The following is a 14,234-nucleotide window of genomic DNA, read 5'->3' on the forward strand; positions in this document are numbered from 1 at the left end:
GCATGTACGGCGAGAACGCCGGCGCGATCCGTGACGAGCTCGGCAGCCTGCTGCGCCAGCATCGGATCCAGTTCCGGATCGGCGGCATGGGCATCATCGGGCACCGGGCCACCACCACCGTTCAGGAACGTGAGGCGGCCAGCCTGCTGATCCAGCGGTACCGGTTCGCCCTGCTCATCTGGTGCCGCCACGCCCTCGCCGCCGCCGACCCCGGGCACACCGCAGGACCTGGCGGACGCGTCTACCCCGAGGTCGAGCTGGCGCGGCGGTTGCGCGTCACGATCGATCGTGCCCGCTGCGGGCTGCCGAGCCTGGACGAGTTGGTGACTCCCCAACCCTTCCCGCTGGTCGAGGCGTGGCGGCGGATGGCGAAGGCGAGCGTGCTCGGCGAGCACGACTTCGCCGGTGACATGGCCGACGGTCGCCTCGACATCGACGAGCGCCTGACCGTGGTCAAGGACGTCGCCGAGGTCATCCGGGCCCTGCTGGTGCTGGACGTCCGGTACGTCGAGACCCCCGGATGGGATCCGCTGCGCGGCCCCGTCCGGCTCGCGAACGCCGCCGAGACGTGCGCGTTCCTGACCGCCGAGGACTACCGGGTCGATTGGCGCGGTTGGCGCCCGGCCCCGGCCGTCGATCACCGTCCACTCCCAGGCATCGCCGGGGTGATCCAGTCCGAGCGCAACATGTTCATTCACCTCGGCCGGTTCCCCGATGCTCTCCACCTCCGGCTGGTCCTGGACTCCCAGCGTGACCTGTCGCGCCTCCTGGCCGACCGTCTGGGTCCCGAGTCGGAAGATGTCGCCCGCGCGTGGAATGGTCGCGCACGAACGTACGACGCGCTCCACAGGGAGTCCCGTCACTTGGGCGGACTCGTGGGCGGCGGCGGTCACGCGGTCGGCGAGGCTGCCACCGCACTGTCGCGCGTACGACAGCTGCCGCCGGGTGCCCCGATCACGGCATCCGCGCAGCGCGACCTCGTCCGACTGTTCGCGGCCGTCGACCGCCGGGTAGCGGACATCCTCGAACAGGGCGCCCGCGAGAAGCTCTACTTCGTCGGCACACCCCTGTCCCGGATCGTCGAGGTCGACGGCCGGATGACGCATCGGGCCCGCCCGCGGTACTGGCCGATCACGGCCGAGGTCGAGACCGAGCTCCTCCGCATGGTCCGCGACGACCTACGGCCCCCGCCAGAGGCACGGCCCGTGCCGCCCGGGGCCGCGAACAGCCGAGACACGCTCCGCGCCGCGATGAACCACCGGCCGCGAACCGGTGGACCTGAGCGCTCGCTGTAGTCACAGGCGCGGCGCGTGACCTGCGGCTGTACGCAGGTTCCACCCGTCGTCTCGCGGCGGCGTCGCCTGCGCACCTAGGTGATAGATCCCGACCAAAGGAGTGAAGATGAGCGTGGAGTACTACCCCGAGTACCCGGGCGAGCCGACGGTTCCCGACCCGCTCCTGAACACCGACGAGGCTTGCGCGCACCTCGGCGTACCGAAGGCGACGCTGCTGACCTGGCGCGTACGCCGTCCCGGCTACGGACCGCGTGCGATCAAGGTCGGCGGGCGGCTCAAGTACCGCCGCTCCGAGCTCGACCGGTGGCTGGAGTCGCACGAGGAGACCTTCACCGAGGAGGAGGTCGAGGCCGCCCAGGCGATCGAGGTCAACCGATTCGGGCCGGGGCACCGGGCCGTTCGCACCCGTAGCCGCGCCAACCGGGTGACGAATAGGTTCTTCGAGGAGGAGTAGCCCGAGGAGGGCGACATGGGCAGGCAGAAGCTTCTCGTCGGCACCTTCGGCGACATCAGTTGCTCGCAGCGGGCGAACGGGTCGTGGCAGGCCCGGGCCCGGTACTGCGACGTCGACGGTGTGGTGCGCGAGTACCGCAAGGCCGGTGCGAGCAAGAACAAGGCGAAGGACAACCTCAAGAGGTTCTTCGCCGAGCACACCGGCACGTTCGGCGACGAGATCCTCACCGGCGAGGACACGGTGCTGTACCTGCTGGAGCTCTGGTTCGAGAAGATGGAGCAGGCCGGGGGCAGCCCCAACAGGCAGACCTTGAAGCACTACCAATCCCATGTCCGGTGGGTCCTGGACAGCACCAGGACCCAGCACCCCCTCGGCGCCTACCAGGTCCGTCACGTCCGGCCGGCGGCCATCCAGGCCTCGCTGGACAGCGCGGCCATCTCGCTGGACATGCGCAAGAAGATCCGCAGCATCCTCATCCGTGCGTTCGACCTGGCGATCTTCCACGAGGCCATCAACGGCAACCCGGCCTCAGCGGTGCCGTCGATTCCAGTGCCGCGGGTGAAGAAGAAGCCGGTGCCCGCAGAGGAGTTGGACGCCGTACGCGCGGCCGTCCGCGAGTGGGCGTACGCCGAGAAGCGCAACGGCCCGAGGAGTGTCGACCTGCCCGACATCGTCGAGATGCTCGTCGCCACCGGCATGCGGATCGGCGAACTGCTGGCGCTGCGGTGGTCCGACATCGAGCTGACCCGGCCGCCCGAGCGGCGGGACGACGAAAGCTGGATGCCGTGGCTGATGGTCACCGGCCAGGTCACGTCCAAGGGCAAACGGGTCGGCTACGGCAAGACCGACGCGGCGATCCGACCCATCGCGCTCCCGGACTGGGCCGTGGTTCTCCTTCTCCGGCGCAAGGTCGCCCAGCCGCCGAACGACCTCGACGCGGTCTTCATCACCCGCAACGGCACCTGGCACTTCCCCACCAATGTCCAGGGCCGCCTGCGGCGCCTCCGGGTGGTCGAGGACTACGCCGACCTCAAGGTCCTCCAGGACGTCACGCCGCACTCGTTCCGGCGGACCGTGGCGACCGAGATCGACGAGGTGTACGACGCCGAGGCGGCCAAGAACCAGCTCGGCCACACCTCGTCGGCGGTGACTGAGCGCCACTACATCAACCGGAAGCTGGTCGTGCCGGATTACCGGGCGGCCACCGCGCGCCTCGCACCGGGGGCCAGATCGGACAGCGGGCCGCCACCCGAGTAGGCACGACGACGCGGAGGCGGAGAAGCAGCGAAGGGTCGGCGAACGACTTCCTCATGGAGTCACGACGAATCGGATCGCCGCTGGAGACGGCCGGAGTCGCCCAGCGCACCGGCGACCGTCGGTCGCCGCAACCCTCCTTCGAACGCCGGTTCCGAGAAGGGAGTCGACGTCGGCCGGCGGGTCACCCGACTGACCGTTCGGCATCCGCAGACTGCGAGGGTCGCTGCCTGCGGGGTGCGCTGTTCAGCCGCCTACACGCCCCTTGGCAGCTACCGGGTTGACGGACTTCAGTGACCAGACAGCCAGCACCAAACGGCGATCTAGCGTGTCCACGGCGTCCAGCCCGAGGCGGGGCGAGGAGCAAGGCCGCTCGGAGTGGATGCGATCCGCGAACACACATTTTACTTTGAATCACCGGACAGCACTCATTGCAGATGGTTACAGTTATTTCAGTTGACATCATCTGCATCAGTTAGGAGCGCGCATGTCGAACATCCTGCCGGATGACATACAGGCACTGCGTGACGCTCTTGAAGCATCGCCTGGCGAGGTGACGGTCACACTCAACCTGACCCGCAAGACTGCCGAGAAGGTTCTCGACCTGCTGGAGGCAGAACACTCGACCGGGGCGGTCGTCGTTCCGGTGAAAGACCTGTTCACCAGTACTGAGGCAGCCACGATGCTCGGCATGTCGCGCCCAACCCTCATGAAGCTTGTCGACGCTGGCGACGTCGAGTACGTCCGCGTTGGCTCGCACCGGCGAATCCCCATGCGCGCGATCGTCAAGTACCAACGTCAACGTCAGGCGGATCACGAAGCGTCCCTGGCTGCCGCCGACCAGTTCCAGAGCAACATCTCGTTCGACGGTGATCGATGAGGTCAAACGCCGAGGTCGATGACTGGGGGACGGCGACGACGAGGCAGCTGAGGCCCCTGCACAAGCTCCCGATGAGGGCCACGTCGTAAAGGGTGTCGTGCTCGAGGTCGGCGTCGACGGGGTCGTCGTTGAGCTCAATTCGAACTTGCTGGCACGCATCCCGCGCGGCGAACTTCCCGACGGAGCGATTCCGTCGGTTGGCGACGAGCTTGAAGGCGTCGTTCTCGACTCACGGCATGGGCGTCCTCCTGTCCTTTCCGTAACGATGCTCGAGGAGCGGCTCGCCTGGGAGGAGGACCCGACGTCGGTCGACGCTGCTCCCAAAATCGGTGAGCAGGAGACCTCTTGCTCTCCCGGCCTTCAGCCGGGAATCCAGGGTCCAGGCACCGGGCTCGAACCCCGCCAATTGAGGCGGTTCGACATCGGATCTGCGGATCAGAACACACAGGGAGAGGCAAGAGTGTCCAACGCGACAAACCATCAACTACTCGACCCCGTCGACTTCCTCCAGCCCGACCGCCGACTGTTCATCGACACGAACATCTTCATGGACACCGACACCCGACGCGCTGGTGGCCTAAAGCGCCTGTTCGAACGTGGCCAGGACGCCATCGTGGCGAACCGTAACCCGATCGTGGTGCCTACGAAGGTCGTCAGGGAGCTCGAGAAGCAGAGCAAACTGGATCCCGCCGCAGAGAGTCCCGAGCGAGGCGCTGCGATCAAGAAGGCCGCTGCCGCGCTGACGTTCCTTGATAGCGCCGCGCGCGTGGACCTCGTGCGAAAGGATTTGGGTGACGACACCAACCCCTATGCGGACGACCTCTTCCTTCGGCTGTTCGAGCGTTTCGCCAGTACCTACGAGATGTGCCTGCTCACCCATGACATCACGCTCAAACTCAGAATCCGCCTACTTGCCCACCGACTCTCCAAGCGCCTCGTGGTGGGCGTACTGACCAAGGACGGCGACCTGGAGGTTGACTCCGATGCAGCGCTCTTCGAGCGCGGCCATCGCAAGTACGTCCGGCATGCCGCCCACGTCGCGGACGGGAGCGGGAACTTCAAGGACGAGTCGGAGGTAGCAACTCTCAAACCGCTGCTCGACGACTTCCAGAAGGCATTCGGCTTGGCTCAGCCGAACCTCGCAGTTCAACGACGGGTCGCGAAGACTTCGACATCAAGACGCAAGACCAGTCCTGCCGCAGCGAGCAAGCCGTTTTCCGCGACGCCTCGGATCAAACCTCGCGACTCTGCGCTGCCGTTCACGTCGGTGCCCGCACGGGGTGACGAAGTGAGTTGGACGTCAGCGACGAAGAGCGGCTCCTTCAGATTGGGGGCTCTCCTTGGCGAGGGAGGCGAAGGCTCCGTCTACGAGGGAGGCCGCAATACGGTCGTCAAGATCTTCGACAAGGACCACATCACTCAACACCGCAAGGAAAAGATCGAGCTGCTCGTTGGACGCGGCCTTGTCGTGGAGGGAATGTGCATCCCGTCCGCTGTCGTGCGGAACAATGCCGGCGAGTTCGTGGGATACGTCATGCCTAAAGCGAGGGGCCACGAGTTCCAACGCGCGATCTTCAACAAGCGCAAGTTCGAGAAGGAGTTCCCCAACTGGAAGAAGTCGGACCTCGTTGATGTCTGCATCTCGTTTCTCGAGAAGGTGCAGTACCTGCACTCAATGAACGTCATCCTCGGTGACATCAATCCGAAGAACCTGATGGTCGACCAGAAGAAGAACGTCTTCATCATCGATGCTGATTCCTGGCAGGTGGAGGGCTATCCCTGCCCGGTCGGCACGCCGATGTTCACCTCGCCGTCCATGCTCGGAAAGAGCTACGCAGAGGACCTGCGGACGATCGAGGACGACCTCTTCGCTATAGCCACCATGCTATTCATGATCGTCATGACGGGACAGTTCCCTTACATCAGGACTGGAACCGACGGCGACATGGTGCAACTCATCAAGGAAGGAAAATTCGCCTTCCAGATCTCCATTCGCGGCAAGGAGTACAACGACCGGAATCAGCCAGACGGGGACTGGAAGTACATGTGGAGCCACATCCACAAGCCACTCAAGGATCTCTTCTGGGACACGTTCCACAACGAGGGACGCCACTACCAGAAGCGGCCCACCGCGACCGACTGGCTACAGGCGTTCAAGGCGTACAAGGCATACCTCAGCAACGCCAAGGTCAACTTCGACCCGATGTCGAACGAGATCCGTCCGATCCGCAGCAAGGCGTTCAGGCCCGACACCCCGATCGTCGACTGCCCCCAGTGCGGGCGCAACCACGCCATCGCAGGAATCTGGCACGACGACACCCAGGATTACTACGTGCCGTCCCGCTGCAACAAGTGCCGGGACATAGCACCTGTGAGGACTGCGCCAGCGCGAGCCGTCATCGTCCAGTGCAAAGACTGCAGCACCAGTATCGCCAAGGACCGAGCGAAGTACGGACGCTGTCCAGCCTGCGCCAAGAAGGACGACGAACGCCAAGCAAGGTCGAAGACCATCGATCCCTCGCGCAAGTGCACGCGCTGCCAGCAGCCATTCATTACCTACGGAAACGTGGAGTGGCATCAGAGGGAAGGAAAGCCAGTGCCGACCACCCACAAGGCCGGCTACGGCGGCACCTATCCCGCTGGGTGCGTGCCACCCTCCAATCCGGCTCGTGGAACAACCGGCAAGACATCCACGTCAACCATCAACAAGACCGCGAAGAAGAAGAAGAAGAAGGGCCTCTGGGCCCGCCTGTTCGGTGGCTGAGAAGCCCCCAGCACTCCACGTTGAAAGGAAAACCAAGTGGCAAGATTCAACCTCGGGGCCGACGACCTCGTCGAGAACCCCACGCCGCGCGTGCCTGTGTCACTCTGTCTAGACACCAGTACCTCGATGAGCGGATCGCCGATCGAGGAACTCGTCCGCGGCGTCAACCTCTTCTATGACGCCATCGATGAGGACGACGACGCCCACGACTCGGCCGAGATCAACATCGTGGAGTTCAACTCTGCGGCGGGCCTGGTCCACGACTTCGCCAGCATCGAGCGACTTCAGCGCATCTCCTCGTTGACCGCAGATGGCATGACGGCAATGGGGCCCGGCGTGAACCTGGCCCTAGACACGCTAGAGAAGCGGAAAGCGACGTACTCCGGCAGCGGCGTCCTGTACTACCAGCCCTGGTTGGTGCTCATGACAGACGGCGCGCCCACGGACAACATCGACCACGCCGTGAAGCGCGTCGTCGACCTCGTCGGCGCCAAGAAGCTCACCGTCTTTCCGATCGGCATCGGCAGCCACGCAGACATGGCGCAGCTGGCCCGATTCAGCCCCCACCGCCCGCCACTCCGGCTGGACGGGCTCAAGTTCAAGGAGTTCTTCGAGTGGCTCTCCAAGTCCGTCGCGCGCGTGTCGCGGTCGACCCCGGGCGACACCGTCAGGCTTGACCTCGAAGGACTCGCGGGCTGGGCGGAGCTGTAAGTGTTCAAGGAGTACCACCTCCACGTCAGGGGTCGCGGGCATCTGCGCGAGGGAACGCCCGGCCAGGACCGGACGAAGTTCCTCTCGCGCGGCGGCGTTCAAGTCCTCTGCCTAGCCGACGGGGCGGGCTCTGCTGCGCACTCCGACGTGGGGGCTCAAGCAGTCGTGGACGAGGGATGCGCGGCACTTGTCGAGCGGTTCTCGGAATTCGACGCAAGCGACGATGGTGCTCTGGTCAAGGTCGAACTCCTCGAACGACTGGTAGCCAAGGTCGCAGGCCTGGCAGACCGGAAGGGCTTTGAACTGCGGGACCTGGCATCAACGTTCCTCTGCGTGGCTGTCGCTGGCGATCGTTTCCTCGGTGCTCATGTCGGCGACGGGGTCGTCGGCTACCTCAAGAACGGAGAGATGAAGGTCATCTCTGCGCCCGACAACGGCGAGTTCGCGAACCAGACCACCTTCGTCACGTCTGGTCGCGCAGCCGATTCGATGCGTCTCTTCCGTGGGTCGCTAGACGGGGTTGCCGGTTTCATCCTGATGAGCGACGGAACGAGCGAGAGTCTCTTCGACTCACGGACCGGGGAGCTGGCCGGCGCGTGCTCAAAGCTCATCACAGCCGTCGGCACCGCGCCGGCGCAGCAGAGCAAGAGGTCGGTCTACAAGAAGCGGCTGAACCGCGTCATGGAAGTGAACATCCGCAATGCGACCAAGGACGACTGCTCAATCGGCATCCTCGGCCGCGCGGGCGGGTCATGACGTCAATGGACACGGCGACGCGTCGAGCGGGCGGGTGGTGGTCGACTGCGGGAGTTCGGCAGCGAGTGCCAGCAATCGAGCCCACGCAGTCGTAGGCATCTGGCACCGACACTGACCACGTGGTCACGACCGCACGGGGCCGATCGCGTCCGTCGGGCGGTTCTTCGAGGCCCACACCTTGCGTCTCGTGGCGTGGGGACAGGGGCCTAGAGTCCGAGTCGCGCTCCGCTCAAAGTGCGCCCAAAGCGCGCCCTTTGCCCACTTTCGGCCCTTGAGCCCCTCCGGCACGAAACGCTCCGCCGCAGGTCAGATCAACTTTTCTCCAGCAGCGCGACGCATTCGACGTGATGCGTCATCGGAAAGAGGTCGAAGGCTCGCAGCGACCGCATCACATACCCGTGCTCGGCGAAGATCGCGAGGTCGCGCGCGAGCGCCGCGGGGTCGCAGGCGACGTATGCCACCGCCCGCGGCCCCCTCGCCACGACGGCCTCCACCACGGCCCGCTTCGCCCCGACCCGTGGCGGGTCGAGGACGACGACGTCGAAGTGGCCGGCGTACTCCCGAGCCAGCACCTCCCCCACGTCGCCGGCGGAGGCGGAGATGCCGGGGCAGTTGGCGAGCGAGAGCTCGCTGGCCCTCGGGTCCCCCTCGACCGCGACGACGCGCCCCGACTCACCGACGGCGTCGAGGAGGAAGCGGCTGAAGAGGCCGACGCCGGCGTACAGGTCCAGGGCGGACTCCCCCGGCCGCACGTCGAGCACCGACATCACCGCGGAGACCAGCGCCGCCGGCGCACCGGGGTGGACCTGCCAGAAGCCGCCGTCGGCGACCTCGAAGGTGTGCTCCCCGACCCGGTACGACGGCCCGGCCGGTGCCTCGAGCAGGCAGTCCTCCACCGGTACGACGTCGTGCGAGCGGTGCTTGCGCATCCCCCGCCGCCCGTCGGGCAGGTCGACGTACCGCTGGCGGGTGCGCCAGCGCAGCCCGTCCACGTCGCCGGGGACGGCCTCCACCTCGACGGGCACGTCCAGCCGCGCCAGACGCGCGAGCTGCTCGCGCACGACCGCCGCCTTGAGCGCGCGCTGGGCCGGGAGCGCGACGTGCTGGAAGTCGCAGCCGCCGCACAGGCCCGGGCCCGCGACGGGGCAGGGCGCCTCCACCCGGTCCGGCGACGCCTCGATCACCGACACGGCGTCACCGCGCCAGAACCGGTCGCCCTCGGTGCCCTCGGTCAGCTCGATGACGACCGTCTCGCCGGGCAGGGCGTGGCGGACGAAGACCACCCGGGTGCCGTCCTCGACGGGGACGCGGGCGACGCAGTGGCCGCCGTGGGCCACGGGGCCGACCTCGGCCTCGAAGCGGCGACCGACGACCGAGGCGCCGCGCGGCTTCTTGGCCCGCCGGGGGGCGGCGGGTCGGCCCCTGCGCGGCGCGGGCCGGCTCATCGCTGGATCTGCCGGTCGCGGTCGCGGGGGTTGGTGCGCTGCCGGACCCGGCCGCGGCGCAGGTCGCCGGGGTGCACGCGCCACTCCTCGCGCTCGCCGCGCTCGCGGGCGATCTCGGAGGACCGCAGCTGGTAGGGCACCGAGATGACCATGACGCCCGGCGAGAACAGCAGCCGGCCCTTGAGCCGCAGCGCCGTCTGGTTGTGCAGCAGCTGCTCCCACCAGCGGCCGACGACGTACTCGGGGATGTAGACGGCGACCACGCCGCGCGGGTTGGAGCGCCGGATCGCGGAGGCGTACTCGACGATCGGGCGGACGACCTCGCGGTAGGGCGAGTGCAGCACCTTCAGCGGGATGCCGATGTTGCGGCGGTCCCACTCCTCCAGCAGCTGCGCGGTCTCGGCCTGGTCGACGGAGACGTAGACGCCCTCGAGGGCGTTGGGCCGCGTCGCCTTGGCGAACGCGAGCGCCCGCAGCGTCGGCTTGTGTAGCTTGCTGACCAGGACGACGGCGTGCACCCGGGTCGGCATCACCTTGTCCTCGTCGCCGGCGGCCAGCTCGTCGGCGACCTTGGCGTAGTGGCCCTTGATGGCGCGCATCAGGACGAAGAAGAACGCCATCGCGAGGATGGTGATCCAGGCGCCGGCGAGGAACTTGGTAATGACCACGATCACCAGCACCACGGAGGTGAAGCTGAGGCCGATCGCGTTGATCAGCCGCGAGCGCTGCATCCGCCGGCGCTCGGCGGCGTCGGGCTCGCTGGCCAGCACCCGCGTCCAGTGCTTGATCATGCCGAGCTGGCTGAGGTTGAACGAGACGAAGACGCCGACGATGTAGAGCTGGATCAGCCGGGTCGGCTCGGCGTCGAAGGCCACGATCAGCGCGCAGGCCATCACGGCCAGGAAGACGATGCCGTTGCTGTAGGCGAGGCGGTCGCCGCGCGAGCCCAGAGCCCGCGGCGCGTAGCCGTCCTTGGCCAGGATCGAGCCGAGCACGGGGAAGCCGTTGAACGCCGTGTTCGCGGCGAGCACGAGGATCACGCCGGTCACCGTGATCACCAGGTAGAAGCCGGGGCTGAAGTCGTGGAAGACGCCCTTGGCGATCTGGGCGATCACGGCGTGCTGGTCGTAGCTGTCCGGGATCGGCTGGCCGTTCATCGTGAGCCGGTCCAGCTCGTGCGGGTCGACGAAGCGCAGGCCCATCTGCTTGGCCAGCATGATGACGCTCATCATCATCGTGATCGCGATCATCGCCAGCAGCAGCAGCGTGGTGGCGGCGTTCTTGCTCTTCGGCTTCCGGAAGGCGGGCACGCCGTTGGAGATCGCCTCCACGCCCGTCAGCGCCGCGCAGCCGGACGAGAACGCCCGCATCAGCAGGATCAGCAGGCCGATCGTGGTCAGCGGCTGCTCGAAGTCGGGGTCGGGCGTGATGTCGAGCTGGGCGCTCTCCGCGAGCGGCAGGTCGCCCATCGCCAGCTCGAAGAACCCGTAGGCGCACATCCCGAGGATCGCGACCATGAACGCGTACGTCGGGAAGGCGAAGAACGACCCGGACTCGCGGATCCCCCGCAGGTTGATCGCCATCAGCAGCAGCACCATGCCGACGGCGACCAGTACCTCGTGGCCGCTGATCGCGGGGATGGCCGCCGCGGCGTACTGCGACCCCGAGGAGATCGACACCGCCACGGTGAGCACGTAGTCGACCAGCAGCGCGCTCGCCACCGTCGTGCCCGCCGTCGCGCCGAGGTTGACGGTGGCGACCTCGTAGTCGCCGCCGCCGGACGGGTAGGCGTGCACGGTCTGCCGGTAGGAGGCGATCACCGCGGTCATCACGATCGCGACCGCGATGCCGACCTTCCAGGACCACACGTACGCCGACGCGCCGGCCAGCGACAGCATGATGAAGATCTCGTCCGGCGCGTACGCCACCGACGAGAGCGCGTCGCTCGCGAAGACCGGCAGCGCGATCCGCTTCGGCAGCAGGGTCTCCCCCAGCTGGGCGCTGCGCAGCTTGCGCCCAAGAAGGATGCGCTTGGAGACGTCACCAACACCCACGGGCGGTGAGCCTACGGCACGCTACGGTGATGCCGTGCACGTCGTGATCATGGGATGCGGCCGGGTGGGCTCCACCTTGGCGCGGAGCCTCGAGGACCGCAACCACACTGTCGCCGTCATCGACAGCGAGCCGGACGCCTTCCGGCGCCTCGGCCCCGGCTTCAACGGGGACAAGGTCGCCGGGATCGGGTTCGACCAGCAGGTGCTGGAGAAGGCCGGCATCCGGCGCGCGGACGCGTTCGCCGCGGTCTCCAGCGGCGACAACTCCAACATCATCGCCGCGCGTGTCGCCCGCGAGACGTTCGGCATCCAGCAGGTGGTGGCCCGGATCTACGACCCCGGCCGCGCCGAGGTCTACCAGCGGCTCGGGATCACGACCGTGGCGACCGTGAAGTGGACCGCCGACCAGGTCCTCCGCCGGCTGCTGCCCGCCGGCGCCGAGCCGGACTTCCGGGACCCGTCGGGCACCATCCGGCTCGACCACATGATGGTCCCGGACGTGTGGGTCGGCTCCCGCGTCAGCGAGCTGCAGGAGCAGGCGCGCGCCCGGATCGCGTGGATCGACCGCCTCGGCGAGGGCATGCTGCCGACCGCCGACTCGGTGATCCAGGAGCGCGACGAGCTGCACCTGGCCATCCGCGAGGAGCACGCCGCCCTCGCGTACGACGTCCTGGCCCGCGGGCCCGAGCACGGCTACTGAGCCGGAGGGAGTGAGATGAGGGTCGCCATCGCCGGCGCCGGCGCCGTCGGGCGTTCCATCGCCCGGGAGCTGATCCAGAACGGGCACGAGGTGCTGCTGATCGACAAGGCCGCCTCCTCGATCCGGCCCGAGCGGGTGCCGGACGCGGAGTGGCTGCTGGCCGACAGCTGCGAGATGTCCTCCCTGGAGGAGGCACGCCTGGACCGCTGCGACGTGGTGATCGCCGCGACCGGCGACGACAAGGCCAACCTGGTCACCTCGCTGCTCGCCAAGACCGAGTTCGGCGTGCCGCGCACGGTCGGCCGGGTCAACCACCCCAACAACGAGTGGCTCTTCACCGAGGCCTGGGGCGTGGACGTCAACGTCTCCACCCCGCGGATCATGTCCGCGCTGGTGGAGGAGGCCGTCACCGTCGGCGACCTGGTCCGGCTGTTCACGTTCCGCCAGGGCAACGCGAACCTGGTCGAGATGACGCTGCCCACGGACTCGCCCTACGTCGGCAAGCCCTGCGGCCTGATCCCGCTCCCGGAGAACTGCGCGCTGGTCACGATCCTGCGCGACGGCCAGGTCTACGTGCCCGAGCGGGAGCAGCCGGTCGAGGCCGGGGACGAGCTGCTGCTGGTGGTGCCGGCCGAGGCCGAGGACGAGCTGGAGCGCCTGCTGGCGCCGTCGTCGCACCCCGGCTGAGCCGACTCGCGCCGGTGGTTGAGGTGCGAGCGAAGCGAGCCTCGAAACCACCCCGCCGGTCCGGTGGTTTCGAGGCTCGGCGCTAGCGCGCCTCGCGCCTCAACCACCGGAGGGCGGGTCAGTCCTCGGCGACCTCGGGGTCGGCGAGCGGCTCGGTGCGCCCCGCCGACAGCGGGGTGGCGTTGCGCGCCAGCAGCCAGATCATCAGCGACCACGACCCGATCCGGAGCACCCAGCCGAGGCCGGTGCGCAGGATCGTGATCAGCAGCACCGCCAGCTCGGCCTCGATCGCGCCGTAGTGGCCGAGCAGCCAGATCGGCCCCTGGACCAGCACGCCGATCGCGCCCGGCGCCAGCATCACCCAGGTGAGGCGGCTGCACAGCCGCACCACCAGCGGGTCGTCGTGCCACGCGGTCGGGTCGCCGGTGACGCTGCCCAGCATGAAGCCGAGCACCGGCCACCGGATCAGGCAGGAGAAGCCCATCACGATCGTGTAGCCGAGGCTGATCAGGATGCCGGGCAGGAAGAAGGCCAGCGCCTGGTCGGTCTCCGAGCCGCCGGAGCTCGCCGCGATCCGGACGAAGACCCACCCGATGGCGATGCCGAAGAGGGCGTTGAGGACGTACTGCAGCGTCGAGCGCTGGAGCAGCCGCAGCCCCAGCGCCAGGCCGGCGACCACGAGGCTGGCCACGAGGGCGGCCTGCAGGTCCTTCGTGATCAGCCACGTGACGGTGAAGAAGATGCCGGGCACCCCGGCCTCGGCCATGCCGCGGCGGCCGCCGAGCGCGCGGGCCAGCTGGTGGCGGACCAGCGCCTCGACGGTGTCGATGCCGAGCGGGACCGAGTCGTGGACGGGGTTGTTCGCGGGGCCGCTCACAGGAGTTCGTACCTCGGGTTGTAGAGAACGCGAGCACCGTCCTGCTCGCCGATCCGGCCGCTGACCTCGATCGCGCGACCCGCCTCGATCCCGGCGATCCGCCGCCGGCCGAGCCAGATCACGTCCACGGTGCCGGTGCCGTCGTACAGCTCGGCCTCGAGGGCCGGGACGCCGCCGCGCGGGCGCAGGGTCACGGTGCGCAGCGTGCCGCGCAGGTGCACCGGCTCACGGTTCGGGGCATCACCGATGCAGAGCACGCCGGACGCCTGGAACTCACGGCGCAGGTCGCGCGCCTCCGCCTCGGAGCTGTTGGCCCATCGACTGATGGTGCGCCGCAGACGGTTCTTCTCGGGCATG

General features: G+C 67.9%; 13 protein-coding genes. 9 read left to right on the top strand and 4 right to left on the bottom strand.

Annotation, left to right across the window (positions count from 1 at the left end):
• Nucleotides 1-2: 2 nt before the first annotated feature.
• The 7 genes from ABLM29_RS12960 to ABLM29_RS12990 all read left to right on the top strand — a co-directional run bounded on the left by ABLM29_RS12960 (nucleotide 3) and on the right by ABLM29_RS12990 (nucleotide 8,114).
• Nucleotides 3-1,295, top strand: coding sequence for a hypothetical protein (locus ABLM29_RS12960; RefSeq protein WP_349714537.1), 1,293 nt, complete (start codon nucleotides 3-5; stop codon nucleotides 1,293-1,295).
• Between the two features lie 106 nt (nucleotides 1,296-1,401).
• Complete coding sequence (locus ABLM29_RS12965; protein ID WP_349714538.1) at nucleotides 1,402-1,749, top strand: helix-turn-helix transcriptional regulator; 348 nt, start codon at nucleotides 1,402-1,404, stop codon at nucleotides 1,747-1,749.
• A gap of 15 nt (nucleotides 1,750-1,764) precedes the next feature.
• Nucleotides 1,765-3,006, top strand: coding sequence for a tyrosine-type recombinase/integrase (locus tag ABLM29_RS12970; RefSeq protein ID WP_349714539.1), 1,242 nt, complete (start codon nucleotides 1,765-1,767; stop codon nucleotides 3,004-3,006).
• 484 nt (nucleotides 3,007-3,490) lie between these two features.
• Entirely contained in the window at nucleotides 3,491-3,883 is a 393-nt protein-coding gene (locus ABLM29_RS12975) for a helix-turn-helix domain-containing protein (protein ID WP_349714540.1), read from the top strand.
• A 97-nt stretch (nucleotides 3,884-3,980) separates the two neighbouring features.
• Entirely contained in the window at nucleotides 3,981-6,647 is a 2,667-nt protein-coding gene (locus tag ABLM29_RS12980) for a protein kinase domain-containing protein (RefSeq protein ID WP_349714541.1), read from the top strand.
• Between the two features lie 36 nt (nucleotides 6,648-6,683).
• Nucleotides 6,684-7,358, top strand: a complete 675-nt coding sequence (locus ABLM29_RS12985; RefSeq protein ID WP_349714542.1) for a vWA domain-containing protein — start codon at nucleotides 6,684-6,686, stop codon at nucleotides 7,356-7,358.
• Nucleotides 7,359-8,114: a PP2C family serine/threonine-protein phosphatase gene (locus ABLM29_RS12990; protein WP_349714543.1), complete on the top strand. Its 756-nt coding sequence runs from the start codon at nucleotides 7,359-7,361 to the stop codon at nucleotides 8,112-8,114.
• A 311-nt stretch (nucleotides 8,115-8,425) separates the two neighbouring features.
• Here ABLM29_RS12990 and ABLM29_RS12995 read toward each other — a convergent pair whose 3' ends face one another.
• Both ABLM29_RS12995 and ABLM29_RS13000 read right to left on the bottom strand, forming a co-directional pair.
• Entirely contained in the window at nucleotides 8,426-9,559 is a 1,134-nt protein-coding gene (locus ABLM29_RS12995) for a class I SAM-dependent RNA methyltransferase (RefSeq protein WP_349714544.1), read from the bottom strand.
• Nucleotides 9,556-11,613, bottom strand: coding sequence for an APC family permease (locus ABLM29_RS13000; RefSeq protein WP_349714545.1), 2,058 nt, complete (start codon nucleotides 11,611-11,613; stop codon nucleotides 9,556-9,558). The genes ABLM29_RS12995 and ABLM29_RS13000 overlap by 4 nt, the downstream gene beginning before the upstream one ends.
• Before the next feature lie 49 nt (nucleotides 11,614-11,662).
• Between ABLM29_RS13000 and ABLM29_RS13005 the strand changes: the two genes are divergently transcribed.
• Nucleotides 11,663-12,313, top strand: coding sequence for a potassium channel family protein (locus ABLM29_RS13005; protein WP_349714576.1), 651 nt, complete (start codon nucleotides 11,663-11,665; stop codon nucleotides 12,311-12,313).
• A 15-nt stretch (nucleotides 12,314-12,328) separates the two neighbouring features.
• Nucleotides 12,329-13,000, top strand: coding sequence for a potassium channel family protein (locus ABLM29_RS13010; protein WP_349714546.1), 672 nt, complete (start codon nucleotides 12,329-12,331; stop codon nucleotides 12,998-13,000).
• A gap of 118 nt (nucleotides 13,001-13,118) precedes the next feature.
• On the opposite strand, the gene ABLM29_RS13015 is transcribed toward ABLM29_RS13010, so the two are convergent.
• On the bottom strand, nucleotides 13,119-13,877 hold the full coding sequence (locus ABLM29_RS13015) for a DUF3159 domain-containing protein (RefSeq protein WP_349714547.1): 759 nt from the start codon (nucleotides 13,875-13,877) through the stop codon (nucleotides 13,119-13,121).
• Nucleotides 13,874-14,233 carry an OB-fold nucleic acid binding domain-containing protein gene (locus ABLM29_RS13020; RefSeq protein ID WP_349714548.1) on the bottom strand — a complete coding sequence of 120 codons (360 nt, stop codon included), beginning with the start codon at nucleotides 14,231-14,233 and terminating at the stop codon, nucleotides 13,874-13,876. Before ABLM29_RS13020 ends, ABLM29_RS13015 begins: the two co-directional genes overlap by 4 nt.
• Between the last annotated feature and the right edge of the window lies 1 nt (nucleotide 14,234).

It is taken from the genome of Nocardioides sp. YIM 152588 (genome assembly GCF_040191335.1).
In the GTDB taxonomy this organism is placed as follows: Bacteria; Actinomycetota; Actinomycetes; order Propionibacteriales; family Nocardioidaceae; genus Nocardioides.